Consider the following 24225-nt stretch of genomic DNA (forward strand, 5'->3'; position numbering starts at 1 on the left):
CTCTCTCGTTGGAACTCCGCTAGAAGTCCGCGGCCGTTCTCAGCTCTTGACCGTGAGATAGATGCGCAGTTTGGCGGACGGGTCGGCCCCCGTCACCGTGCCGCGCAACCGTAGCCATTGTCCGAAATGATCGACCGGCCATGTGACCAAACCGGGTTCTGTGATGACATGTTCTTCGCCGTCCAGGTCACACCAGGTCAGGCCGTCGGGCGAGATCTGGGTGACCAGCCGCACCTCGGCGTCGTCGCCGGACGTCGCCAGGGTGTGGACGAACCACCGCGCTTCGCCGGCCCACGCCACTTCGTAGGGCTCCGTCGCGAAGTCGGAAACGAACGTCGTGTCCCGTTCGAGGACCGCCGTCTGCACCTGCCGCATTACGTCACCACTCCGTGGAAATGAGGACCGAGTCAAGGAAGAGGAAGTTGCGGACCTTCGAGTGGGTCCGTACGGAGAAGTAGAAATTCAGGAGGTTCTCCAGAGAGTCGTACCGCTCCTTGTACGGCGGGACCGGGACGTCCGACATGTCCATGACCCGATCGTTGATCTGCAACTCGACGTTACGCCGGGCCTCGGTGTCGATGACCCAGCGCAGGTAATGCCAGTTGACCTTCGTCGGCACCTCGTTGTAGCAGAGTTCCTGCGGTTCACCGAACGGGTGCCAGTCATCGGGATTGGGCGCGGTGAAGTCGGCCCCGTACTTCAGCTTGATCTTGCCTTCGAGGTGCTCGCGCGGCGTCGGCTCGGGGACGCTCGGATAGACCCACTGCCGGGCGAGCTTGTTGTCCAGCGACGTGTTCAGGTAGCGGGCCACCGTGTGATAGCGCAGGCCGCCGTCGCCGCACAGGTCGGTCGCGACGGTGAAGCAGCCGAACTGCGCCTCGGAAGGGTGCAGGTTGCCGTCCCAGGTGACGTCGCCGAACTCGTCGCTCGCGCTGCCGTCGATGGTCGCCTCGGCCTTGTAGGTGAAGTACGCCTCGAGCTGCAGCAGGCCGCGCCCGCTCATGGTGAGCCGGCGGATGGCGGTGGCGGTGTGGCCCTGGTAGGGCCGGGTGGCGAGCTTGAGCGCGTACGAGCCGGTCATCGCGCCGTGGCTGCCGATGTCGAAGAACGTGCAGTTCGACAGCTGCGGGGGCCGGAAGTCCCGCATGTGGTCGTCGACCGTGGACAGGTCGCCGTTGCCGTTGTAGTTGCCCAGCAGCTCCGTCCAGCCGTGGGTGCCCGAATTGAAGTCGTCGTACGCGAGAATGCGCCGAAGCGGGTTGAACTTCGACAGCCTCGGATCCGCCGACAAAATGGCGGAGCGAAGTTCTGCGGCCAGGTCGGGCCGCTCCATCGTGGTCATTGCCGAATGCTCCTGAAAAGGTCTTGGCAAAAGAAAGTAGCGAATGCCTACGCCTGACCGATCGACCGGAGTGAGTCATGCGGTCGCAGTCGGACGTTAACGTTAATGTTTCGCGGCAGTCAACCCCGCCGCCTACCGTGCAGGGGGTGCGCCACCCCCTGCCGACAGTCGTTACGAACCGTTACGATGCCACGTTCATACAGGTCAAGACCCTAGAACCAGGTTCGGAAGAGCCGCATGAGCGGCAGGAGATGTCGGCGGGACCCTTGACGCTCAGGGCCGGTCACCCTAGCATCGGCGATCAATCGCATTAACGTTAATGTTCCCGGCGCGAAACCCGGCCGCCACACCGGTGACCGACGATCCGCCGCCTCCGCACCGCTCCCCCTCACGGCCGGACGGCCCCGCCGCCGGCCCCGCCCACCCTTCGAAACCCGAAAGCCCCCGCCATACGCCCACGGGCGTCGTGGCTCGATCAGGAGTTGCCTGTCGATGCTGAAACGGGATGCCGACCGACAGCGATCGGGCCGGCCATGACCGCGTACCTCATCCGGCGCACGCTCTTCGCCGTGTTCGTGTTGTGGGGCGCCGTCACCATCGTCTTCCTGGTGCTGCGGCTGGTGCCCGGCGACCCCGCCCTGCTCATCCTCGGCTCCGACGCCACACCGGTCGAGATCGCGGAGCTGCGCGAGCAGATGGGCCTCAACCAGCCCATGCTCGTGCAGTACGGGATCTACCTGGCCGACGTGGCCCGCTTCGACTTCGGCGACTCCTACCGCTACCACGCCGACGCGATGGGGCTGGTGCTGGACAGGTTCCCGCTCACCCTGCAGCTGGCCGTCGTGGCGATGGTGATCGGCATGGTGCTGGGCATCGCGCTCGGCGTCGTCGGCGCGCTGCGGGTGAACCGGCTGGCCGACCGCATCGTGTCGGTGTTCGCGCTGCTCGCCCAGTCGATGCCGTCGTTCTGGATCGGCATCATGTTCATCCTGGTCTTCGCCCGGCAGCTGCACATCTTCGCGAGCGGCGGTCACGGCGGGCTGGACAAGCTGATCATGCCGGGCATCACGCTGGCGCTGCCGCTGATCGCGATCCAGATCAGGCTGACCCGCAGCGGCCTGCTCGACGTCGTGCACGAGAACTACATCCAGACCGCGCGGGCCAAGGGCCTGTCGGAGCGGGTGGTCATCTTCCTGCACGCCATCCGCAACGCGATCATCCCGATCGTGACGGTGGCCGGCCTGGAGTTCGGCAAGCTGCTCGGCGGCGCGGTCATCGTCGAGACGGTCTTCTCCTGGCCCGGCGTCGGGCGGCTGCTCATCGACTCCATCTCGGCCCGCGACTACAACGTCGTGCAGGCCTCGATCCTGCTGATCGCCGGCGGGTTCGTCCTGATCAACCTGGTCGTGGACGTCCTGTACGGCTACCTCGACCCGCGCATCCGGCTGGGACGGTGACCATGGACAGGCCAATGGACCAGGTGCTCGCCGACGGCCCGATCGCGCCGGCGGACACGCCCGCGCCCCGCCCCGGCAAGACCCGGGTGAAGCTCGGACGGCTGCGCATCATCGTCTCGCTGTCGGTGATCGGCTTCTACGTGCTCGCCGCCATCGTGGGCCCGATCCTGCTGAAGTACGACTCGGTCGCGACGAACCTGAGCGCCCGGCTGAAACCGCCCGGCACCACGCTGCCGAACGGCCAGCTCGCCCTCTTCGGCACCGACCAGGTCGGCCAGGACGTGCTCGCCCAGATGATGCAGGGCGCGCGGGTGTCGATCACCGTCGGCGTGGCCACGCTGGTGCTGGCCGGCGTCATCGGCGTCGCCGCCGGCATCGCGGCGGGCTATTTCGGCGGCTGGCTCGACATGGTGCTCATGCGCCTCGCCGACGTGCAGCTCACGTTCCCGTCGATCCTGCTCGCCATCCTCATCGCGGCGATCCTCGGGCCGAGCGTGGTGAACGTCGTCATCGTCCTGTCCATCTCGAACTGGGTGACGTTCGCGCGGGTGACCCGCAGCCAGGTGCTCGGGCTCAAGAACAGGGACTTCGTGGACGCCACCCGCACGCTCGGCGCGCGGACCTGGCACCTGCTGACCCGCAGCATCCTGCCGTCGATGATCGCGCCGATCCTGGTGGTCGCCACCGTCGAGCTCGGCCACGTGATCCTGGCCGAGGCGTCACTGAGCTTCCTGGGCCTCGGCACCCCGGCCAGCACGCCGAGCTGGGGCATGACGATCGCCAACGGCCGGGACTACCTGTCCAACGCGTGGTGGATCTCCACGATCCCCGGCATCGCCCTGGCCGTGCTGGTCATCAGCTTCGGCGTGCTGGGCGACGCCCTGCGCGACCGGTTCGACCCGCGGCTGAGGAGCATGTGATGGCCGACCCCCTGCTGTCGGTGCAGGACCTGACCGTACGGTTCCGCACCAGGGCGGGCACGATCACCGCCGTCGACAAGGTGAGCTTCGACCTCGCCGAGGGCGAGACGCTGGCCATCCTGGGCGAGACGGGCAGCGGCAAGAGCGTCACCGCCCAGGCCCTGATGGGGCTGGTGCCGCGCCCGGCGGGCGAGGTCGCCGGCGGCCGGATCGTCTACGCGGGCCGGGACCTGCTGGCCCTGCCCCGCTCGGAGACCCGCAAGCTCAACGGCACCGACCTCGCCATGGTCTTCCAGGACCCGCTCAGCTCGCTCAACCCGGTCTTCCGGGTCGGCGCGCAGATCGGCGAGCTGTTCCGGCGCCGCCAGGGCCTGTCCAGGGCCGAGGCGCGGCGCAAGGCGATCGAGCTGATGGACCGGGTGGGCATCCCGGCGCCCGACCACCGCGTGGACGACTACCCGCACCAGTTCTCCGGCGGCATGCGGCAGCGGGTGATGATCGCGATGGCGATCGCGCTGAAGCCGCGCGTGCTCATCGCCGACGAGCCCACCACCGCCCTCGACGTCACCGTCCAGGCCCAGGTCATGGCGCTGCTCGCGGAGCTGAAGGCGGAGCACCGCATGGCGATGATCCTCATCAGCCACGACCTCGGCGTGGTGGCCGGCGTCGCGGACCGGGTGCAGCTCATGTACGCCGGCCGGGTGGTCGAGACCGGCGACCTGCGGGAGGTCTACGAGACGACCGGGCACCCGTACACGCGGGGCCTGATGGCCTCGATCCCCGAGCTGGACGGCCCGCGCGAGCGCCTGACGCCCATCAAGGGCTCGCCGCCCGACCTGACCCGGCTGCCGTCGGGCTGCGCGTTCCTGCCCCGGTGCGGCTTCGCCACCGACCTCTGCGGCGCCGAGCGGCCCGAGCTGGCGCCGGTGCCGGGCCGCCCCACTGCGCACCGCGCCGCCTGCCACCACGCGAAGGAGGTCGTCACCGATGTCGTCACCGGCTGAGCCGCTGCTGTCGGTCAAGGACCTGCACACCAGCTTCCCCGTACGCTCCTCCCTGCTGCGCCGCAAGATCGGCGCCGTGCACGCCGTGTCGGGCGTCTCGTTCGACCTGCCCAAGGGCCGTACGCTCGGGCTGGTCGGCGAGTCCGGCTCGGGCAAGACGACGCTGGCGCGCACGGTCATCGGCCTCGCGCCGCCGGAGTCGGGCCAGGTGCTGTTCGACGGCCAGGACCTGCTGACCCTCTCGGGCGACGAGCTGCGACAGGTGCGCAGGCAGATCCAGATGATCTTCCAGGATCCGTACGCGTCGCTGAACCCCCGCCTCACCGTCGAGCAGATCATCAGCGAGGCCTGGCTGGTCAACCCCGGCGTGCTGCCCCGCGACAAGTGGGCGTCCGAGGCGCGCGAGCTGCTGGTCAGAGTCGGGCTGAACCCGGACCACGCCGACCGCTACCCCCACCAGTTCTCCGGCGGGCAGCGCCAGCGGGTCGGCATCGCGCGGGCGCTCGCGCTGCGGCCCCGGCTGGTGATCTGCGACGAGGCGGTCTCCGCGCTGGACGTCTCGGTGCAGGCGCAGGTGCTGAACCTGCTCGTCGACCTGCAGCAGGAGATGGGGCTCAGCTACCTGTTCATCGCCCACGACCTGTCGGTGGTGCGGCACATCAGTGACGAGGTGGCGGTGATGTACCTCGGCAAGGTGGTCGAGCGGGGGACGACGGAGGAGATCTTCGCCGCCCCCGAGCACCCGTACACGCAGGCGTTGCTGTCAGCCGTGCCGGTGACCAGGCCGTGGGCCGCGCCGCCTCGGGAGCAGATCATCCTCACCGGCGACATCCCGTCACCGGTGTCGCCGCCGTCCGGCTGCCGGTTCCGTACGCGGTGCTGGAAGGCGCAGGAGCGGTGCGCCACGGAGGAGCCGGCGCTCACCGACCGGCTGAGCGCGCACGTCTCCGCCTGCCACTTCCCCGAGCTGCCCGCGGCCTCGGCAGGTGCCCGATGACCGCCCCCGTACGCCTGGTGCTGGTCCGCCACGGCGAGTCGCACTGGAACGTCGAGGAGCGCTACCAGGGCCAGGCCGACTCCGGGCTCACCGGCACCGGAAGAGAGCAGGCCGAGGTGGCCGCGGCGGCGCTGCTCGCCCGCTTCCCGAAGCCCGACCTGGTCGTCTCCAGCGACCTGCCGAGGGCGTGGGACACCGCGCAGGCGTACCTGCGCCACCTCGACATGGAGGCCGAGAAGGACGCCCGGCTGCGCGAGGCCGACATCGGCACCTGGGTCGGCCGCACGTTCACCGAGATCGCCGCAGAGCACCCGGACGTCCTCGCCGAGGCCGCGCGCGGCGGCGACCCGCGCAGGGGCGGCGGCGAGACCTTCGCCGACCTGCGCCGGCGCGTGTGGGCCGCGCTCGTCGACGCCGCCGCCAAGGCCGGACCCGGCGCGACCGTCATCGTGTTCTGCCACGGCGGGCCCATCAGGGTCGCCGCGGCCGCCGCGCTGGGCCTGCCCGAGCCGGGCCACCTCAGCTTCGCCCCGCCGGTGAACACCTCGCTGACGGTCATCGGCTACGCGGGCGAGCGGGGCAACGCGGTGGCCGAGTACAACGCGCCGACCGCGTGGGCGGCGCACGCCACGCGTACCGACTGATCGGAAGGACCTTCCCAGCATGCTGACCGGATCGTTCACCTTCGTCGCGATGACCTACAACCTGTGGGGCGACGCGCACCTGGAGCAGCGAGAGCCGGCGATCCGCGACCTGTTCGCCACCCGGCCGCCCGACCTGCTCGCGACCCAGGAGCTGCGCCCCCGCTCGCGCGCGGTGGTGGACGAGATGCTGCCGGGCCACGCGCGGGTGCACGACGACTTCCCCGGCTGGGGCACGCAGAGCAACCTGTGGTGGCGGGAGGAGCTGTTCGAGCTCGTCGAGTACGGCACCCGCGACGTCGGCATCCTCGCCGAGCACGCCGAGCTGTTCTGGGTGCGGCTGCGGCCGAGGACCGCCGGCGCCGAGCCGCTGGTGTTCTCCACCGCGCACCTGACCTGGCCAGGCCACCCCCAGGAGCGGGCCGACGGCCGCAACCTGCGCGCCGGCCAGGCCGAGCGGGTGGTCGCGGCGCTCGACGAGATCGCCGGAGACGCGGCCTGCCTGTTCACGGTGGACATCAACGACATCGGAGCGCCGCTGTGGGCGCTCGGCAACGGCGGCTTCCTCGACTCGTTCACCGCGCTCGGCCGCACCTCGCCGGTCACCCACCCCGTCTCGCCGATGCCGTGGGTCGCCGAGCGCGGGACACGGCTTTCACCGCTGATGTCACCGTCGAAGGCCATCGACTGGATCTTCTCCCGTGGCCCCGTGGTCACCAGGGCCAGCGAGGTCGTCGACTTCTTCTCCGCCGGGAACGCGCCGTCGGACCACAAGCCCGTCGCGGCGACCTTCACCCTGTCGCCCGCCGCGGCTGTAGCCAGAACGAAATGAAGGAGAGAGGCAATGATCTCACGATCCCGGGCCATGGGCTGTCTCGTCGCAGCCGCCCTGGCGCTCGGCCTCGCGGCCTGCGGCGGCTCCGGCGGCACCGGTGACTCCGCCGGCGGCGAGCAGGTGCTGCGCTACGCGCCGCAGCTGTTCCCCGTCTCGCTGGACGTCCAGCAGTACCCGGCGGAGGAGGCGGTGCAGACCACGGTCCAGCAGAGCCTCGAGACGCTGACCGTCATGAAGGACGGCAAGCCGGAGCCGAAGCTCGCCACGTCGTGGGAGAGCCCCGACGACAAGACCTGGGTGTTCCACCTGCGCGAAGGGGTGACCTTCACCGACGGCACCCCGTTCACCGCCAAGGACGTCAAGGGCTCGGTCCAGCGGCTGATCGACCTCAAGGGCTCGCTGACCCCGCTGCTCACCGGCATCGAGGAGATCGAGGCCACCGACGACCACACGGTGACGTTCAAGACCTCGTCGCCGCTCGGCACCCTGCCCAGCACGCTGTCCCTGGTCTTCATCGGCCAGGGCGACAAGGTGACCAGCGACGCGTACTGGCAGAAGCCCATCGGCACCGGGCCGTTCGTGTTCGACTCCTTCAGCCCCGACGACAAGGTCGTGCTCACCCGCAACGACAAGTACTGGGGCGCCAAGGCCAAGGTGAACCGGCTGGAGATCCTCAACATGCCGGAGGTCTCGGCCAGGATCACCGCGCTGAACAACGACGAGGTGGACGTGCTGGCCGCGATCCCGCCGGACCAGGTGCCCGAGGTGCAGGACGTGCCCGGCATCGCGTACGGCAACGGCCCCAGCTACAACTACTACTTCCTGTGGTTCAACCAGAACAACAAGCCGTTCGACAACGTCAAGGTCCGCCAGGCCATGCTGCACGCGGTGGACGTGAAGAGCATCGTCGGCGACCTGTTCGGCGACCTCGGCGCGGTCGGCCAGGCGCCGATCACGCAGGCGGTCTTCGGGGCGGCGCAGCTGGAGCCGTACTCGTACGACCCTGAGCTGGCGAAGAAGCTGCTCGCCGAGGCCGGCTACCCGCAGGGCATCACGACCACGGTCCAGTGGCCGCTGGAGGGCGGGCCGAACATCAGGCCCATGGCGCAGGCGTTCATCTCGGCCTGGGAGAAGGTCGGCATCAAGGTGCAGCCGCAGGAGAAGGAGCGGGCGACCTGGCTGAAGGACCTCAACTCCCTCAACTGGGACATGAACCTGCAGACCAACACCACCGGCACCGGCGACGCCGACTTCACCCTCAACCGCCTCTACAACTGCGACGCCAAGCGCATGGGCTACTGCAACAAGGACCTGGACAAGGTGCTCGGCAAGGCGCGCGAGTCGCTCGACCAGGAGGAGCGCAAGACCCTGTACGCCCAGGCCGCCAAGATCATCTGGGATGACGCGGTCGGCCTCTACCCGGTGGACCTCAAGAACAACTACGCCGTCCGCGACGACGTCAAGGGCCTGGAGATGCCGGCCAGCGGACGGCCGGACTTCTCGCAGGTATCCGTCGGCTGACCTTCCCCATCTTGGAGACCCCCCATGCCTCGTAAGCGTTCCCTCCTGATCGCCGGCCTGGCCGCCGCGGTGACCCTGTCGGTGCAGCCGACGGCGGCGCAGGCCGCGCTCCCCGAGCCGGCCCGCAGCGCGTGCCGCAATGCCGCGACCGTGCCGGTCGAGACCGGCGCCGCGTTCAACGACCCGGTCGCGGGCACCGCTACCGCCGTCGTGGAGCGCCTCTGCTCGCTCATCAAGCAGGCGCCCGCCGGATCGTCCATCGAGATCGCCGAGTTCGTCATCTCGGGCGACGCCGGCGCCGACTACGTGGCCGTGCTGCTCGACGCCTACCGCCGCGGCGTCGAGGTGCGCATGGTCATCGACGGCTACCAGATCGACAACCCGGCCGCGCAGGAGCTGATCACCACGCTCGGCACCGACAAGTCGGCCACGTCGTGGGTGCACGTCTGCGGCCACCTGAGCCCGGAGGGCAACACCTCCTCCTGCCAGGGCACCAAGGGCATGCACAACAAGTTCTCGCTGTTCTCGGAGACCGGCGGCCGGCGCGACGTCGTCGTCCAGGCGTCCAACAACATCACCGACGTCAACTCCACCAGCTACTGGAACAACCTGGTCGTGCTGCCCGGCAACCGGGGGCTCTTCCAGGGCTACGGGAAGTACTTCGACGACCTGGCCGCCGAGGTGCAGAACCCCGACTACGACACCACGGTCGTCACCGGCGGGCCGGCCGGCAAGGTCACCGCCCAGTTCTACCCGGTCGCCGACCGCGACCCGATCGCGCAGCGGCTCGCCGAGGTCGGCTGCAAGACCAAGGGCCGCACCAGCGTCGAGATCGGCCAGTCCGAGTGGGACGGCACCCGCCTGGCCATCGTGGACGAGCTGGCGAAGCTGGTGGCGGCGGGCTGCGAGGTGCGGGTGGTGCACGGGCTCGCCGACGCCGAGGTCACCGCCGCGCTGGACGCCGCCGGCGTGCAGCGGCGGGTGCTCGACGGCAAGACGCCCGCCGGCCGCATCCACTCCAAGTACATGGTGGTCACCGACTCGACCGGCCCCGGTTCCGGCCGAGGCTGGGTGCTGACCGGCAGCCACAACTTCAACGCCACCTCGCTGCGGCGCAACGACGAGGCGATGGTCGAGCTGTCCGAGCGCGGCGTCGTCGCGGCGTACGCGGCCAACTTCGCCCGGCTGTGGGAGGCCGGGGTGACGCCGCAAGCCTGAGCGTGCCCGCCGGCTCGTTCCGCCGCCCCCTCCCGGCGGGACGAGCCGCGGCGGGTCAGCGGCCGTAGGCTTCGAGCAGCCGCAGCCAGACCTCGCTGACCGTGGGGTACGACGGGATCGCGTGCCAGAGCCGGTCCAGCGGCACCTCGCCGACGATCGCGATGGTGGCGGCGTGCAGCAGCTCGGCGACGTCCGGCCCGACGAGCGTGAAGCCGACGATCACCTTGCGGTCCTCGTCGACGACCATGCGGGCCTGGCCCTTGAACCCCTCGGCGTGCAGCGCGGAGCCGGCGACGGCGCCGAGGTCGTAGTCGATGACGCGGGTCCTGATGCCGGCCGCCTCCGCGGCGGCGGCGGCGGTGAGGCCCACGGAGGCGATCTCCGGCTCGGTGAAGATGACCTGAGGCACGGCGCGTGCGTCGGCGGTGGCGGCGTGCCGGCCCCAGCGGCCGTCCTCGACCCGCTCGCCCTTCGCCCTGGCCACGATGGCGTCGCCGACCGCGCGGGCCTGGTACTTGCCCTGGTGGGTGAGCAGGACGCGGCGGTTGACGTCGCCTGCCGCATAGAGCCAGCCGTCCCCGACCGGGGTGCCGCCGGCGCCGAGGACGCGCAGCGTGTCGTCCACGGTGAGCCAGGAGCCCGGTGTCAGGCCGACGGTGTCCAGCCCGATGTCCTGCGTGTTGGGGACGCGGCCGGTCGCGACGAGCACCTCGTCGGCCTCGACCTGCTCGCCGTCGGTGAGGGTGAGGTGCACCTTGCCGTCGCCGTCGCGCTTGACGGAGGCGGTCTCCGCGCCGATCCGTACGGAGACGCCCGCCTCGCGCAGCGCCTCGGCCACCCGCTCACCGGCGAACGGCTCGGCGTGGGGCAGCACGCCGTCACGGGCCAGCACCGTCACCGACGAGCCGAACGCGGCGAACGCGGTGGCCAGCTCCGACGCCACGACACCGGCGCCGATGATCGCGAGCCTGCCCGGCACGGCGCTCGCGGCGACGGCCTCGCGGCTCGTCCACGGGGACGACTCGCGCAGGCCGGGAATGTCGGGGACCAGCGCGCCGCTGCCGGTCGCGACGACGACGGCGTGCCGCGCGGTCAGCGTCGTGACGGTGCCGTCGCCGCGCACCTCGACGGTCTTCTCCCCGGTGATCCTGCCCTGCCCGCGATGGAGCGCGATGCCGGCCTGGCCGAGCCAGGCCACCTGGCCGTCGTCCTGCCAGTTGGAGGCGAAGGAGTCACGGCGGCGCAGGACGGCGGCCACGTCGAGGTCGCCGGTCACCGCCTCGCGCGCCCCCGGCACCTGCCGGGCCGCCCTGAGTGCAGCGGCGCTGCGCAGCAGCGCCTTGGTCGGCATGCACGCCCAGTAGGAGCACTCGCCGCCGACCAGCTCGCGCTCGACGATGGCGGCGGTCAGCCCGCCCTGGACGACGCGGTCGGCCACGTTCTCCCCTACCGGGCCCGCGCCGATGACGATGACGTCGTACGTGGTGGTGGTGTCCATGTCACTTTCCCTTCGCGGCGCGGCCGAGGCGCAGGGCGGAGATCAGGAAGAAGATGCCGCCGAGGACGGCGTAACCCGCGATGTTGGTGAGCATCGGGTTCGGCGCGGCGGCGCCCATGAAGAACGAGGCGCCGGCCAGGACGGAGATGCCGCCGCTGAGAATCATCGGCCACTGGCCGCCCATCTTGCGCCGGACGACGCCCACGACGAGCTGGACGATCCCGGAGACGATGGCCCAGACACCCCACACCCGCAGGATTCCGGGGACGCCGGCGGTGCCGGCGACGCCCAGGCCGATGGCGGCCAGGGTGCTGATGGCGATGTTGACGTACAGGCCGTAGGGGGTGCCCGCGGCCTTGGACGAGCGGGCGTCCACGATGGCCGCGCCCACGTCGAACAGCGGGTAGATGACGACGAGGGCAATGCCGAGCGGGCCGAGCTGGGAGGCGGTGGCGAACACCAGGCCGGCCCAGACGAGCTGGAAGGCGAAGCGCACGAAGTAGAGCTTGCGCAGGGCCTGGGCGACGCTGCTGGTGGTGGCGGGCGTGTCGACGGTGGTCACGATGATCCTTTCAGGGGGTCGGATGGGAGAGGCGGCCGGGCCGGTGGGTCCGTCACGGCCCGGCCGCCGGGTTCATGCGACGGTCGCGTCCACGGTGACCGGGATGTTGCCGCGCGTGGCGTTGGAGTAAGGGCAGATCGCGTGGGCGGCCTCGACGAGCTGGTCGGCCACCTCCTGCTCGATGCCGGACAGCTCGGCGTGCAGGGCGGCGCTGAGCGTGAACCCGCCCTCCGGGGTCGGGTGCACCTGCACTTCGGCGATCACGGCGGAGTCGGTCACCGGGGTCTTCCGCTGCGCGGCGACGGCCTTGAGCGCCGAGTGGAAGCACGAGGCCCAGCCGGCCGCGAACAGCTGCTCCGGGTTGGTGGCGCCGCCGGGGCCGCCCATCTCCTTCGGGATGGCCAGGGTGACGTCGAGCAGGCCGTCGCTGGTCCTGGCCTGTCCTCCCGCCCTGCCGTCGCCGGTGGAGGTGGCGATGCCGGTGTAAAGGGTGTCGCTCATGGTGTGCCTCGGTTTCGGTAGACCGAACGTTCTATCTCCCACATCATGCACCCGGGAGAGCCGAGACGTCAAGACCGAACGTTCTACTTCTCTGGAAGTGGCCGCGCGCGACGTCCAGGCCGCCGCGCCCGGGCAGTCTGGCGCAATGTTTACCGAGGTCAGGCATCGAGGACGACGCTTTCGGTAAGGACACCTGGCAAACGCATGACACCGTCCGGGGGAGCCAGTGCCTGACATGCCGCCTGAGAGGGAAGCGCCGGGACGGCTCGCGCGGTGGTGGCGGACGGGACCGCCGGGGCCGTTCCGTCCGGGGTTCTGGCGCAGCCCGCTGCGCGGGCCGTGGCTCACGGCGGTGTTCGGGATGGTGCTGCTGGTCGGGCTGGCCGTCGTCGTGGTCACCGGGCTGTTGTCGTACGCGGCGTACGAGCCGCGGCTGCCGGGCAACGACACCACCCCGGGTAGGGGGCTGCTGGGTTTCTACCTGTTCGAGTGGCCCACTGATCCCGCCTGGCTCTACCGGGTCACCCAGGGGGCGCACGTCATCCTCGGGCTGACGCTCGTGCCGGTGTTGCTGGCCAAGCTGTGGTCGGTGATCCCCAAGCTGTTCGACTGGCCGCCCGCGCGGTCGGTGTCGCAGGCCGTCGAGCGCATCAGCCTGGTGCTGCTGGTCGGTGGGGCGGTCTTTCAGTTCGTCACCGGGATACTGAACATCCAGCTCTTCTACGTCTTCCCGTTCTCCTTCTATCCGGCCCACTTCTACGGGGCGTGGATCTTCCTGGCGGCGCTCGTCGTGCACGTCGCCGTGAAGCTGCCCACCGCCGCGCGCGCCCTGCGGTCCAGGGGCTTCCGGCGTGAGCTGCGTACCGGGCTTGCCGACACCCGGCCTGAGCCGCCCGACCCCGACGGGCTGGTGGCGGCCTCCCCGGCCGAGCCGACGATGTCGCGGCGCGGGATGCTGGGGTTCGTCGGTGGCGGGTCGCTGCTGATCTTCGGGCTGTCGGTGGGGCAGACGCTGGACGGGCCGCTGCGGCGTACGGCGTTGCTCGCGCCGCACGGCCGCGTCTACGGGCCAGGGCCGAACGACTTCCAGATCAACAAGACCGCCGCCGGCCTGGGGGTGACCGCTGCCGACACCGGTGACGCGTGGCGGCTGACCCTCGCGGGGTCTCGTCCCGTGGCCCTGACCAGGGCCGAGCTGCTGGCGATGCCGCTGCACACGTACGCGCTGCCGATCGCCTGCGTGGAGGGCTGGTCCACCGAGCAGGAGTGGACGGGCGTCCGGCTGGCCGACCTGGCCCGGCTGGCCGGCTTCGCGCCGGGGACGGTCGGGGTCACCGCCACGTCGGTGCAGCGGGTCGGCTACTTCGGCTCGGCGTCCTTCAGCCCCCGCCAGGTGGCCGACCCGCGCTCACTGCTCGCCCTGCGCGTCAACGGCGCCGACCTCTCACTCGACCACGGCTTTCCCGCCCGGATCATGGTGCCGAACGCGCCCGGCGTGCACACCACCAAGTGGGTGCACAGACTCGACTTCCACCAGGAGCTCTCGTGAGCGGCCCCGGTCCCGACCGGCGGCGGGCCTCCGGCGGTCGGTGGCGGCGGGTTTACGGTGCCTCGCCGTGGCATCTCGTCGGGCTCGCGGCCTGCTTCGCGGTGGCGGGGTACGCCCTGACGCGGGTGGTGGGGGCGGGGATCCTCATGGGGTTCGCCGTGTGGTTCGTCGGCGCGATCATCCTGCACGACCTGGTCATGTGGCCGCTCTACACCGCCGCCGACGGTGCGCTGCGCGGGCGGAGGCGTCGCCCGTGGCTCAACCACGTGCGGGTGCCCGCCGCGCTGTCGCTGCTGCTGTTGCTGGTGTGGTTCCCGCTCATCCTGGGCGGGGCCGAGGCCAACTATCGGACGGCGGCGGGGCTGAGCACCGCCCCCTACCTGCTGCGGTGGGCGATCGTCACGCTGGTGCTCTTCGCCGGCTCCGGCCTGCTCTACGCGATGCGGCGGCGGGCCGCGGGACGGCCGGATCGTTGAGCGGCCGCGCGACGAGCGCGAGCCACGAGGACGGCGCAGCGGCATGATCGGCGCCTTCTACGAGCACGGCCTGCGCGGCGGGTACGTCGAGGTCGAGTACGCCGACGGCCGCGTCACCCCGCTCGGCGCCGAGCGGTGGCTGCGTCCCATCGAGGGCGACGAGGGCGTGCTGGCCCGCTGCGGCGGCCCCACCCTGGACGTCGGCTCCGGCCCCGGCCGGCTGACCGTGGCGCTCACCAGGCGCGGGGTGTTCGCGCTCGGCATCGACGTCACGCCGCTCGCCGTCGAGCTGACCCTGCGGGCCGGCGGTCTCGCCCTGCAGCGTTGCGTCTTCGGCCCGCTCCCCGGCGCGGGCCGGTGGGCCGAGGCGCTGCTGACGGACGGCAACATCGGCATCGGCGGCGACCCGGCGGCGCTGCTGCGCCGGATGCGGCAGCTCGTCAAGCCCGGCGGGACGGTGCTGACCGAGGTCTGCCCGCCCGGCTCCAAGAGCTCCGTCGACCGGATCAGGCTGCGGTACGGCGGGCGGGCCGGCGACTGGTTCACCTGGGCCACCGTCTCGGCCGACGACATCGGGCCGCTCGCCGGGCGCTGCGGTTTCCCGCACGTCGAGCAGTGGAGCGTGGCCCGGCGATGGTTCGCCGCCCTGTCATGACCGGCTCCTGCGGACGACGGCTCCCGTCACCACGGCGATCGCCGCCAGCGCGTACGCCACCGTACCGACGTCTTGCTGGATGCCCAGGTAGGCGGCGGCCCCGGCGAGCGGGACGCCCAGCCACTCCCACCGGCCGTCCAGCGCGACCAGCGCCACGACCAGCAGGGCGTACCAGGGGTAGCCCGGCGTGAACGCCAGGAACGCCACCCCCGTCACCACCAGCGCCCCCTGCCACGGCCGGTCGGGGTCGGCGCGGCGGAGCACGAGCAGGGCCGTGACCGCGAGGACCGCGAGCGCCGCCGCCGGCGCCGCCGCGTCGGGCAGGAGCAGGCGCAGCAGCGCGTACCGGGTGCCGCCGCTGCTCGCGTAGCCCTCCTCGTCCAAGTAGCCGGACAGGTAGCCGAGGACGGAGGCGCCGGACGTGAGCGCGTACGGGAGGTAGGCGAGGGCGACGACGAGCGCGGCGGGGACGAGGACCGCCGCCGCGTCGCGTACCCGCCGCCGCAGTGGCACTCCCCCGGCGAGCAGCCCGGACAGCGCGCCCGGCACCGCCAGCGCGGGCACGAACTTGACCGCGATCGCCGCCCCGAGCAGCGCGCCCCTGCCGCGCGTGACGACCCCCAGGGCGAGCACGGTGAGCAGCACGCCGAGCACGTCCACGTGGGCGTTGTTGACCGCTTCGAGCGGCACGGCCGGGCACCACGCCCAGCACGCCGCCGTGACGGGATCCCGCCCGCGCCCGCGCAGCGCCGCGAGCAGGGCCAGCGACGTCCCCACTGCCAGCAGCGCGCCGCCTGCCTGGAGCGCCTTGTGGCGGCTCGCGTCGGGCGAAAGCAGGTGCACGACCAGGAAGTACGCCTCCGCCAGGGGCGGGTAGACGGTGTGGACGGCCGGACGGTTGATGCGGGTGCAGCCCTCGGGGTCGTGGACCGGGTACCGGTAGGGGTGGTGGCAGGCCGTGCCCCTCGGGAACAGCCAGGGGTCGCGCAGCGGGGCGAGGGCGGGGTCGCCGGGCGCGTGCGCGTACGGGGAGATGCCCGCCGCCTGCACCCGCCCGTCCCAGACGTACCGGTAGGAGTCGGTGCTGGTGGTCGGCGGCGCGAGCAACCCCGTGGCGGGTACGAAGACGGCCCCCGCGACCAGCAGGAACACCGCCCACCGCCCCGGCACCTCGCGCACCGCCCACACGGCCGCCGCGAACAGCACCCAGGACACCGCATACCAGCGGATATGCCGCGAGAAGTCCCCCGTGAGCGATCCCGCCGTAACCGTCAGAACGAGCGCACCGACCAGCCCGAGCAGCAGCACCCCCGCCCCCACGCCCCACCCCCACGGCACGGCGCCGCGCGTCGCCTTCCCCTGCCGCCCTCTCCTCAGGTGGGGCTCGTTCGGACGGATCGCATACTCCTCCACGGTCGGGCCTCAGGCGAGGGGGGCGGTGGCGAACTCCTTCATGCCTTCCGTGAAGCCGATGCGGGCCTGGAAGCCGAGGTCGGCGGCGGCGCGGCGGGGGCTGGCGACGATGTGGCGGACGTCGCCGAGCCGGTACTCGCCCGTGACGACCGGTGCGGGGCCGCCGCGTTCGGCCGCCAGGGCCTCGGCGAGGTCGCCGACCGTGTGCGGGACGCCGCTGGCCACGTTGTAGGCCGTCAGGGTGCCGGGAGTGCCGCCGCCGAGAGCGGCCACGTTGGCGTCGGCGACGTCGCGGACGTGGACGAAGTCGCGCGTCTGGCCCCCGTCCTCGAACACGCGCGGCGCCCGCCCGGCCTCCAGCGCCGACCGGAAGATCGCCGCCACCCCCGAGTACGGCGTGTCACGCGGCATCCCCGGCCCGTACACGTTGTGGTAGCGCAGGGCCACCGCCGTGCCACCGGTCTCGCGGGCCCAATTCGCGGCCAGATGTTCCTGAGCCAGCTTCGTGCTGGCGTACGCGTTGCGCGGGTCCACCGGCGCGTCCTCGTCGATCTCGGCCAGGACGAGCTGGTCACCGCAGCGGGGGCAGCGCGGCTCGAACGACCCCCGCGCCAGGTCGTCGGCCGAGCGCGGGCCGGGGCGCACCCGGCCGTGCCGCGCGCAGTCGTACGCGCCCTCGCCGTAGACCACCATCGACGAGGCCAGCACCAGCCGCCGCACCCCGTGCCTGGCCATCGCGGCGAGCAGGACCGCGGTGCCGTACACGTTGACCGACGCGTAGTCCGGCAGGTCGGCGACGTCCACGCCGAGCCCCACCTTGGCCGCCTGGTGCACGACCGCGCCGACGCCGGGCAGCAGCCCGTCGAGCCGTTCCGCGTCGCGTACGTCGTCGCCCGACCGCAGGTCGAGCCCGGTCACCCGGTGGCCCTGCGCCTCCAGCGCCGCCACCACGTGGCCGCCGATGAAGCCATCGGAACCGGTCACCAGCACCGTCGTCATCGTCGTGCTCCCATTCCGGCGAGCGCGGCCGCGTACCGGGAGCCCCGGGCCAGCGCCGCCACCTCGATCGCGTCCTCCATCGTGTCCACATCGGTCAGGCACGGCATCAGGGCGACGCTCATCCCGGCCTCCCAGAGTCTGCGCAACTGCACCTCGCCCGTGGTGGGCGCCGACATCGGCACGCCGACCAGCAACCCCGGGTCGGGCGCGCGCAGCCCGAGCAGCCAGAAGCCGCCGTCGACCGCCGGGCCGAACACCGCGTCGTACTTGTCGAGCAGCGCCAGGGCGTCGGCCAGCAGGCCGGGGCCGACCTGCGGGGTGTCCATGCCGATGAGCACCATGGGGACCGGCCGCAGCCGGTGCGCGTCCTCGAAGGCCGCCGCCAGCCGCTCGTCCAGCCCGTCCCCACGCTGGGGAAGCACGGTGAACCCGGCGGGCAGCCAGGAACCCGGCGCCCCGTCGAGCGCGAGCACCCGCCCGGCGCCGGGGACGCGGGCGACCGTGCGCAGGGTGTCCTCCAGCGCGGCCCCGGCCAGCTCGGCCGCCTCCTCAGGCGTGAGCGGTGGCACCAGCCGCGTCTTCACCCGCCCCGGCACCGGCTCCTTGGCGATCACGATGACCTGCCCGTCAGGCGGGGTCATGCGGCGGTGCGGTGGCGGGTCATGACGCGGCGCATGTCGCCGACCGCGCGGAGCGTGCCGCGTACCGTGCCGGTCACCTTCGAGCGGCCCCTGCGCGGCAGGTAGGCGACGTCGGTCTCGCCGATGCGCCAGCCCGCCGCGCCGGCGCGCAGCACCATCTCCAGCGGGTAGCCGAAGCGGCGGTCGATCAGCCCCAGGTCGAGAAGGGGTACACGGCGGGCCGCGCGCATCGGGCCGAGGTCGCGCAGCGGCGCCCCCGTACGCCGGCGCAGCACCGAGGCCAGCACCGCGTTGCCGAGCCTGGCGTGCACCGGCCAGGAGGCGCCGGGCGCCAGAACGCGGCGGCCCAGCATCAGGTCGCGCTCCCCGGCCATGACGGGCCCGGCGACGCGGGGCAGCTGGGCGGGGTCGAGCGAGGCGTCGGCGTCCATGAAGCACACGACGTCGGAGGCGGCGGCGGCCAGCCCCGCGTGGCAGGCGGCGCCGAACCCGCGCCTGGGCTCGCTCACCACCGTCGCGCCCAGCTCGGCGGCGATCCGCGCGGACCCGTCGGTCGAGCCGTTGTCCACCACGATCGGGTGGAAGTCATCCGGCATGCGCCCGAGCACCCACGAAAGGGCGGCCGCCTCGTCGAGGCAGGGCAGCACCACGTCGATCTTCATGCCGCCGACGCTAGGCCGACCGGCACCCGCACCCCACGACGGGACGTGGCGGTCTTCCCGAGAAATTACCTGCTATGAGGGCATTGCTGGGGCCGAGCGGGCGCCTAGGACTCGTCCTCGGCCGTCTCACCGAACGCGTACGACAGGGCGACCGCGAAGCACATCGCCATGGACAGCCCCAGCAGCAGGTTGTCCACGGCAAGCCCGAAGCCGAAGCCGATGGCCACACCGGTGGACAGGCCGAGCGTCCAGTTGGGGGAGGTCTTGTTGCTCTTGGTCATGGCACCATCCTGGCCGGGCGGGCCGGTGGCGCAGTAGAGGACATCATCACGGAAGTCGAATGACAGGTGTCATGTGGTGCCGTGGGCGTGCATGGCCGTCTGGGCGTCCGGGTGGATGTCGAAGGCCGGCCAGGCGCCGGAGATCCGCAGCACGCGCGCGGGCGCGTCCTGGACGGCCGCCAGGCGCAGCGCGCCGCCCCGCTCGCGCATGGCGGCGTCGAGGCGGAGCAGCAGGTAGAGCCCGCGGCTGTCGATGAAGGTGAGCCCGCCGAGATCGAGGATCAGGTCCTGGCCCAGGCGGTGGTGCTCGTGGACGAAGGACTCCAAACCGCGTTCGTTGGTGGAGTCGAGCTCGCCCGCCACGGTGATGAGCAGGCCGCCGGGCAGGTCACGGCGATCGTAGGTCAGAGGCGACATGGCGGTGCGGGTTTCCGTTGCAGCTAGGGCTCCGTGGTGCTCGTCGTTTCCTTACCGTCCACTGTCGTCCCGGTTCGGGGGCAGGTCAGCACGTCAGGCGAAGCGCCGAGTGGCCCGCCGTCCACGGAACGAAGGCCGTGCAGGGTCTCGCTCGGCGTACGGCCGTAGACGGCCCGGTAGGAGGCGGCGAAGCGGCCGGGGTGGAAGAACCCCCAGCGGGCGGCCACCGACGTGACGGTGAGGGTGGCGGGGTCGCCGGCACGCAGCTCCTCATGGGCCCCGGCCATGCGGACCTGGCGCAGGTAGCCGAGCGGGGTGGTGTCGAGGTGACGGCGGAAGGCGTATTGGAGCGCGCGGGGGCTGACGCGGGCGGCGGCGGCGATCTCGGCGATGCCGAGCGGCGCGTCGGCGTGCTCGTCGATGAAGGCGACCGCGCGGCGCAGCGTCTGGGTGTGGGCGTCGCGGCGGTCGGCGGCGACCTCGTCACCAGGCAGCGCGGCGTTGCTGGGCAGCGTGGTGAGCACGGTGGCGGCGAGCAGCTGCCCGGCGCCGGCGGCCACGAGCGGCTCCGCGGCCAGGCCGGGGTCCGACAGGACGTCGTCGCGTACGTACGTCAGCGTCCTGTACAGGTGGCGCGCGGCGGCGGCGGAGACGGGCCGGTGGCCGAGCACCTGGACCGGCCCCGGCGGCCGGCCCGGCAGGACGGCCGCCACCTGCTGTAACAGGCCGGTGTCGAACATGATGATGGTGAAGCCGGCCCGGCTGATGAGCCCCCTGTAGGGCCGGTCGGGCGGGGTGATCAGCACCGCGTCACCCGGCCGGAAGACGTCCTCCTCCGCGCCCTCGACCCGCTGGTCGATGCGGCCCGACTCGACCACGCACAGGCACACCTTGCCGAGCGGGTCGACGGCGTAGCTCATGTGGAAGTCGAACTCCACGTGATCGACGCTCACCGGCCCCGCGACGTGGCGCGAGACGCGGGTGTGCGGGCGGTCGACGTCGGAGCCGATGCTCATGCTGGCGTACGCCCTGCTGAGGAACTCCTCGGCCTGGCCGAGATCACGGCTCTCGAAGGTCAACGGCTCCATCGGTCGCTCCGCTCGTCAGCCCCTTAACGAGATGGTACGGCGCGCCTCGGTCACGGATCACGCGTGTTCCTGTCACAGACCGGCGCCGGACCGCGCACTTAGCGTCGCCGGCATGGTGAAGAGACTCGACCGGCGGTGGCTGTGGCTGGCCGCCGGAACGTTGTTGTGGTTGTTCTCCGTGCACGGGCGGTTCGACGTCCCCGTGGCGGCCTGGCTGTCGCCGGTCTTCCTGCTGCGGTTCGTCAGGACGGGTCCCGCGCTCACCGGGCTGCTCGCGGTGTGGGCGGCGTCGGTGGTGTCGGGGCTGTTCTGGCTGGTGGAGACGGCGGTGCCGGTGGCGCCGCTGGTCGTCGTGGGCATCATCGCCCTCGGCACGCTGACCGTGGTGCCGTACGTCGTTGACCGGCTCGTCACCCCGCGCGCCGGTCCGCTGACCGGCCTGCTGGCGTTTCCCGCGGCGTCGGCGGCGTGCGCGTTCCTGATGACGGTGCTCAGCCCGTTCGGGACGGCGTTCGGGGTGCCGGCCGCCACCCAGCACGGCAACCTGGCGCTGCTGCAGGTGGTGGCCGTGACGGGGCCTTATGGGATCGGGTTCCTCATCGGCTGGTTCGCGACCGTGGTCAACCACGTGTGGGCGCGCGGGGCAGCGAAGCGGGTCGTGGGCTCGTACGCGGCCGTGCTGCTCGTGCTGCTGCTGGCGGGCGGGGCGCGGCTGGCGTTCGCCCCGGTCGGCGAGCCGAGCGTGCGGGTGGCCGGGATCAGCCCCGACACCTCGGTGACCCGCGAGCTGCGCGGCGTGATCGGTGACGACTTCACCGCGCGCGGCGTGGTGGAGCAGGACCGGCAGGCGGTGCGCGCGGCGTTCGCGAAGGCCAACGACAACCTGCTGACCAGGACGCGGGAGGCGGCCCAGGCCGGGGCGCGGATCGTGATCTGGTCGGAGCAGGCGGCCAACCTGCTGGAAGGGGACGAGGAGGCGTTCCTGGGGCGGGTCACGGCGCTGGCCAGAGAGCAGCGGATCTATGTCCAGGCCGCCGTGTACCACTTCCTGCCGGCCGAGCCGTACGCGGCCAACCGCACCTACCTGTTCGGCCCCGACGGCGCCCGCTTGTGGCGGTACGACAAGTCGCACCCCATCCCGGGGCTGGAGTCGTACCCGGCGGGGCCTGGTGTGGTGCCGGTGGTGGACACCCCGTACGGGCGGCTCGCCACCGTGACCTGCTTCGACGCGGACTTCCCCGAGCTGATGCGGGTGGACGCGGACATCATGATCGTCCCCGCCCGCGACTGGGCGGAGATCGGCCCTGTGCACAGCCAGAAGGCGAACCTGCGCTCGATCGAGAACGGCTACGCGATGATCAGGCAGGCGGAGTTCGGCGTGTCGGGCGCCTTCGACGCGCGCGGCAGGAGTCTGACCATGCACGACCACGGCGGCTCCGAACGGCACGTGGTCTTCTCCGACGTGCCCACAGGCGGCGGCGCGACGCCCTACCGGCTGATCGGGGACGTCTTCGCCTGGGCGTGCCTGGCCGGCGTGGCCGTCATGATCGCGCTCGCGGTCCGGAAGCGGCGAGTCCGGACGCAGTGACTCCGGAAGCGGTGGGTCCGGAAGCGGTGGGTCCGGAAGCGGTGGGTCCGGAAGCGGTGGGTCCGGAGGCGGTGAGCGCGGCACGGTACTCGCCCGGCGGGCGGCCCGTCCAGCGCGCGAACGCCCGGCGGAACGCGCTGGGCTCGGAGAAGCCGAGCCGCCGTGAGATCTCCTCGACCGACGCGCCACCGAGCCTCAGGTCCGCGACGGCGAGGTCGCGCAGCACCTCCTCCTTGATGCGCTGAAACGAGGTGCCCTCCTGGCGCAGCAGCCGCCGCAGGTGCTGAGGGCTGATCGACAGCCGGGCCGCCACGTCGGCGGCCTGGGTGCGGCCGGCGGCCTGCGCGCGTTCGATGATCGTGCGTACGCGGTCGGCGGTCGTCGTACCGTAATCGCGGTGGTGGATGAGGTCTGCGGGCGACCTGCAGAGATACGCCAGCAGGTCGCCCTCCTCGCGGACGACGGGAGCGCTCAGCTCGCGGGCGTCGAACTCGATGGCCGCCACCGGCGCGCCGAAGGCGGCCACGACCCCGAAGACGGACACGTACTCGGCGCTGTGGCCGGGCTCGGGAAAGGACAGCTCCAGAGCCGTCAGCGGCACCCGCCGCGCCGCCAGCCACGCCGCGAACCGATGCACGAGAGCGAGCATCAGCTCGGCGGCGAGCGGCCTGACGACAACGCCCGGCTCAGCGGCGATCTCGATGCGGCACGTCCCGCCGCCGACGACGAGCCGGCTTCGTGAGAACCCGGTGGTGAGCGCAGCGAACTGGACAAACCGGTCGAGCGCCGTCCCCAGGTCAGGAGCGTGAATCACGCCGAGAAAGATCATCCGAAACGTGCCCGGAGGCACCGGACGCGGTCCGAGGGCCAGCAGCTCGTCACCCGTGCGCTGCCAGAGCTCCCGCACCAGCTCGATCGCCTCGTCACACGCGACGCGGGTGGCGCCGGGCCGCCACGGCGAAGGCAGATCCGCCTCCGCAGCGGCCACCGCCTCACGCACGAACTGCACGGCGACCCCACGATCCGACGCCATGTCGGCCGCAGCGCGAACGGCGGTCCCGTGATGCGGCACCGCGTCTGGCGCCGCGCGGACGGCGCTCCCCTGACCCGGCACCTCCGTCAGCCCCAGAGGGCGGCGACCTTGGCGGCGATGGCGCGGCCCTGGGCGTGGCCGGCCTTGGCGCTCGGGGTGCGGGAGGAGGGGGCGAGCGCGTTCGTGCCGAAGGCGGCCAGCGAAGCCTCGTCGGGCTCGATCACCTCGACCGCGCCCGTCAGCCCGGACCAGGCCGGCTCGCCCATCTCGGGCGTGGGCGCCAGCACGAGCACCCGCTCGAACCCGGCCGCCAGGTCGGCGTTGGTGCTGGAGCGGATGCCGCCGTCCATGTAGCGGGCGCCGCCGATGGTCACGCACGGCCACACGGCCGGCACCGCGCAGCTGGCCGCCACCGCGTCCACCAAGGGCACGCCGTCGTCCGGCCCGAACAGGCGAGGCTCGCCCGTCCGCGCGTCCACGGCGACGACGACGAGATCACGCTCGGGCCAGTCGTGCACGGGCAGCCGCGCCTCGATCACGGCCCTGCGCTCCGCCTCGGCGACGGTCTCGGCGGCCAGCGCCTGCGCGCCGATCTCGCGCCGCTGCGCCTCGGGGTCAGGCGTGCTCTCGGCGATCTGCTGGAAGCGAGCCCACAGCTCCTCCATCGGCACCCCGGAGTCCAGCTCGGGCGTGTGCAGAGCGGGATCGATCTGCCGGGCGAGCAGATCGGGCAACGGAACACCGCTGGTGATCTGCGCGCCCACCGTGGACCCCGCCGACGTGCCGATGATCCGATCGGCGCCCAGCACATCGACGCCCTGCTCCGCCAGCCCGGCGATCACCCCCGTCTCCCACGCGATGCCGGCGATCCCGCCGCCGCCCAGAACCAACGCCCGCCCGTTCCCGCTCATCCGTACCTCCATAGAT

At 72.0% G+C, this 24225-nt stretch carries 26 protein-coding genes; 12 read left to right on the forward strand and 14 right to left on the reverse strand.

Annotation, left to right across the window (positions count from 1 at the left end; translation table 11 throughout):
* Positions 1-39: 39 nt before the first annotated feature.
* Entirely contained in the window at positions 40-375 is a 336-nt protein-coding gene (locus tag ACFFR3_RS34405) for a hypothetical protein (RefSeq protein WP_364367939.1), read from the reverse strand.
* Between the two features lie 4 nt (positions 376-379).
* On the reverse strand, positions 380-1342 hold the full coding sequence (locus ACFFR3_RS34410; RefSeq protein WP_345392790.1) for a DUF6772 family protein: 963 nt from the start codon (positions 1340-1342) through the stop codon (positions 380-382).
* A 533-nt stretch (positions 1343-1875) separates the two neighbouring features.
* On the opposite strand from ACFFR3_RS34410, the gene nikB reads away from it, so the two are divergent.
* Genes nikB through ACFFR3_RS34450 form a run of 8 tightly spaced genes read left to right on the forward strand, consistent with a single transcriptional unit; the run spans position 1876 to position 9935 of the window.
* Positions 1876-2799 carry a nickel ABC transporter permease gene (gene nikB, locus ACFFR3_RS34415; protein WP_345392793.1) on the forward strand — a complete coding sequence of 308 codons (924 nt, stop codon included), beginning with the start codon at positions 1876-1878 and terminating at the stop codon, positions 2797-2799.
* A 2-nt stretch (positions 2800-2801) separates the two neighbouring features.
* Positions 2802-3719 carry an ABC transporter permease gene (locus ACFFR3_RS34420; RefSeq protein WP_345392796.1) on the forward strand — a complete coding sequence of 306 codons (918 nt, stop codon included), beginning with the start codon at positions 2802-2804 and terminating at the stop codon, positions 3717-3719.
* Positions 3719-4723 carry an ABC transporter ATP-binding protein gene (locus tag ACFFR3_RS34425; RefSeq protein WP_379484487.1) on the forward strand — a complete coding sequence of 335 codons (1005 nt, stop codon included), beginning with the start codon at positions 3719-3721 and terminating at the stop codon, positions 4721-4723. The genes ACFFR3_RS34420 and ACFFR3_RS34425 overlap by 1 nt, the downstream gene beginning before the upstream one ends.
* Positions 4707-5720, forward strand: a complete 1014-nt coding sequence (locus ACFFR3_RS34430) for an ABC transporter ATP-binding protein (RefSeq protein WP_364367947.1) — start codon at positions 4707-4709, stop codon at positions 5718-5720. Before ACFFR3_RS34425 ends, ACFFR3_RS34430 begins: the two co-directional genes overlap by 17 nt.
* Complete coding sequence (locus ACFFR3_RS34435) at positions 5717-6364, forward strand: histidine phosphatase family protein (protein WP_364367950.1); 648 nt, start codon at positions 5717-5719, stop codon at positions 6362-6364. Before ACFFR3_RS34430 ends, ACFFR3_RS34435 begins: the two co-directional genes overlap by 4 nt.
* A gap of 19 nt (positions 6365-6383) precedes the next feature.
* Positions 6384-7193: an endonuclease/exonuclease/phosphatase family protein gene (locus ACFFR3_RS34440; RefSeq protein ID WP_364367953.1), complete on the forward strand. Its 810-nt coding sequence runs from the start codon at positions 6384-6386 to the stop codon at positions 7191-7193.
* A gap of 12 nt (positions 7194-7205) precedes the next feature.
* Positions 7206-8717 carry an ABC transporter substrate-binding protein gene (locus tag ACFFR3_RS34445; RefSeq protein WP_345392808.1) on the forward strand — a complete coding sequence of 504 codons (1512 nt, stop codon included), beginning with the start codon at positions 7206-7208 and terminating at the stop codon, positions 8715-8717.
* 24 nt (positions 8718-8741) lie between these two features.
* Positions 8742-9935 carry a phospholipase D-like domain-containing protein gene (locus tag ACFFR3_RS34450; protein WP_345392811.1) on the forward strand — a complete coding sequence of 398 codons (1194 nt, stop codon included), beginning with the start codon at positions 8742-8744 and terminating at the stop codon, positions 9933-9935.
* A gap of 55 nt (positions 9936-9990) precedes the next feature.
* Here ACFFR3_RS34450 and ACFFR3_RS34455 read toward each other — a convergent pair whose 3' ends face one another.
* From ACFFR3_RS34455 to ACFFR3_RS34465, 3 genes are all read right to left on the reverse strand, one after another.
* A complete protein-coding gene (locus ACFFR3_RS34455) occupies positions 9991-11433 on the reverse strand; it encodes a dihydrolipoyl dehydrogenase family protein (RefSeq protein WP_345392814.1) in 1443 nt (480 codons plus the stop codon).
* 1 nt (position 11434) lies between these two features.
* Complete coding sequence (locus ACFFR3_RS34460; protein ID WP_345392817.1) at positions 11435-11995, reverse strand: hypothetical protein; 561 nt, start codon at positions 11993-11995, stop codon at positions 11435-11437.
* Between the two features lie 72 nt (positions 11996-12067).
* Positions 12068-12496 (reverse strand): organic hydroperoxide resistance protein, encoded by a 429-nt coding sequence (locus ACFFR3_RS34465; protein WP_345392820.1) that lies wholly within the window; start codon positions 12494-12496, stop codon positions 12068-12070.
* 235 nt (positions 12497-12731) lie between these two features.
* Here ACFFR3_RS34465 and ACFFR3_RS34470 point away from each other — a divergent pair, with 235 nt between their 5' ends.
* From ACFFR3_RS34470 to ACFFR3_RS34480, 3 genes are read left to right on the forward strand one after another with little or no spacing between them, the layout of a single operon-like run.
* A complete protein-coding gene (locus tag ACFFR3_RS34470; protein ID WP_379484488.1) occupies positions 12732-14045 on the forward strand; it encodes a molybdopterin-dependent oxidoreductase in 1314 nt (437 codons plus the stop codon).
* A complete protein-coding gene (locus tag ACFFR3_RS34475; protein WP_379484489.1) occupies positions 14042-14521 on the forward strand; it encodes a hypothetical protein in 480 nt (159 codons plus the stop codon). The genes ACFFR3_RS34470 and ACFFR3_RS34475 overlap by 4 nt, the downstream gene beginning before the upstream one ends.
* A 43-nt stretch (positions 14522-14564) precedes the next feature.
* Entirely contained in the window at positions 14565-15176 is a 612-nt protein-coding gene (locus tag ACFFR3_RS34480) for an SAM-dependent methyltransferase (RefSeq protein ID WP_345392836.1), read from the forward strand.
* Here ACFFR3_RS34480 and ACFFR3_RS34485 read toward each other — a convergent pair.
* The 7 genes from ACFFR3_RS34485 to ACFFR3_RS34515 all read right to left on the reverse strand — a co-directional run bounded on the left by ACFFR3_RS34485 (position 15171) and on the right by ACFFR3_RS34515 (position 20677).
* Positions 15171-16514 carry a glycosyltransferase 87 family protein gene (locus ACFFR3_RS34485; protein ID WP_379484490.1) on the reverse strand — a complete coding sequence of 448 codons (1344 nt, stop codon included), beginning with the start codon at positions 16512-16514 and terminating at the stop codon, positions 15171-15173. The genes ACFFR3_RS34480 and ACFFR3_RS34485 overlap by 6 nt on opposite strands.
* 84 nt (positions 16515-16598) lie before the next feature.
* Positions 16599-17588 (reverse strand): NAD-dependent epimerase/dehydratase family protein, encoded by a 990-nt coding sequence (locus ACFFR3_RS34490; protein WP_379484491.1) that lies wholly within the window; start codon positions 17586-17588, stop codon positions 16599-16601.
* Positions 17585-18229, reverse strand: coding sequence for a TIGR04282 family arsenosugar biosynthesis glycosyltransferase (locus ACFFR3_RS34495; protein ID WP_345392848.1), 645 nt, complete (start codon positions 18227-18229; stop codon positions 17585-17587). Before ACFFR3_RS34495 ends, ACFFR3_RS34490 begins: the two co-directional genes overlap by 4 nt.
* On the reverse strand, positions 18226-18891 hold the full coding sequence (locus ACFFR3_RS34500) for a glycosyltransferase family 2 protein (RefSeq protein ID WP_345392851.1): 666 nt from the start codon (positions 18889-18891) through the stop codon (positions 18226-18228). The genes ACFFR3_RS34495 and ACFFR3_RS34500 overlap by 4 nt, the downstream gene beginning before the upstream one ends.
* Before the next feature lie 104 nt (positions 18892-18995).
* Positions 18996-19172: a glycine zipper domain-containing protein gene (locus ACFFR3_RS34505; protein WP_345392854.1), complete on the reverse strand. Its 177-nt coding sequence runs from the start codon at positions 19170-19172 to the stop codon at positions 18996-18998.
* A 69-nt stretch (positions 19173-19241) separates the two neighbouring features.
* Entirely contained in the window at positions 19242-19589 is a 348-nt protein-coding gene (locus ACFFR3_RS34510) for an STAS domain-containing protein (RefSeq protein ID WP_345392857.1), read from the reverse strand.
* Positions 19590-19612: 23 nt separating this feature from the next.
* On the reverse strand, positions 19613-20677 hold the full coding sequence (locus tag ACFFR3_RS34515) for a helix-turn-helix transcriptional regulator (protein WP_364367986.1): 1065 nt from the start codon (positions 20675-20677) through the stop codon (positions 19613-19615).
* A 112-nt stretch (positions 20678-20789) separates the two neighbouring features.
* On the opposite strand from ACFFR3_RS34515, the gene ACFFR3_RS34520 reads away from it, so the two are divergent.
* Complete coding sequence (locus ACFFR3_RS34520) at positions 20790-22265, forward strand: nitrilase-related carbon-nitrogen hydrolase (RefSeq protein WP_345392863.1); 1476 nt, start codon at positions 20790-20792, stop codon at positions 22263-22265.
* Here ACFFR3_RS34520 and ACFFR3_RS34525 read toward each other — a convergent pair.
* Positions 22219-23274 carry an AraC family transcriptional regulator gene (locus ACFFR3_RS34525; protein ID WP_345392866.1) on the reverse strand — a complete coding sequence of 352 codons (1056 nt, stop codon included), beginning with the start codon at positions 23272-23274 and terminating at the stop codon, positions 22219-22221. The two genes, ACFFR3_RS34520 and ACFFR3_RS34525, sit on opposite strands and share 47 nt — an antisense overlap.
* 110 nt (positions 23275-23384) lie before the next feature.
* Complete coding sequence (locus ACFFR3_RS34530) at positions 23385-24209, reverse strand: patatin-like phospholipase family protein (protein ID WP_364367995.1); 825 nt, start codon at positions 24207-24209, stop codon at positions 23385-23387.
* Between the last annotated feature and the right edge of the window lie 16 nt (positions 24210-24225).

The sequence above is a fragment of the Nonomuraea salmonea genome, assembly GCF_042428605.1.
Lineage (GTDB): Bacteria > Actinomycetota > Actinomycetes > Streptosporangiales > Streptosporangiaceae > Nonomuraea > Nonomuraea salmonea.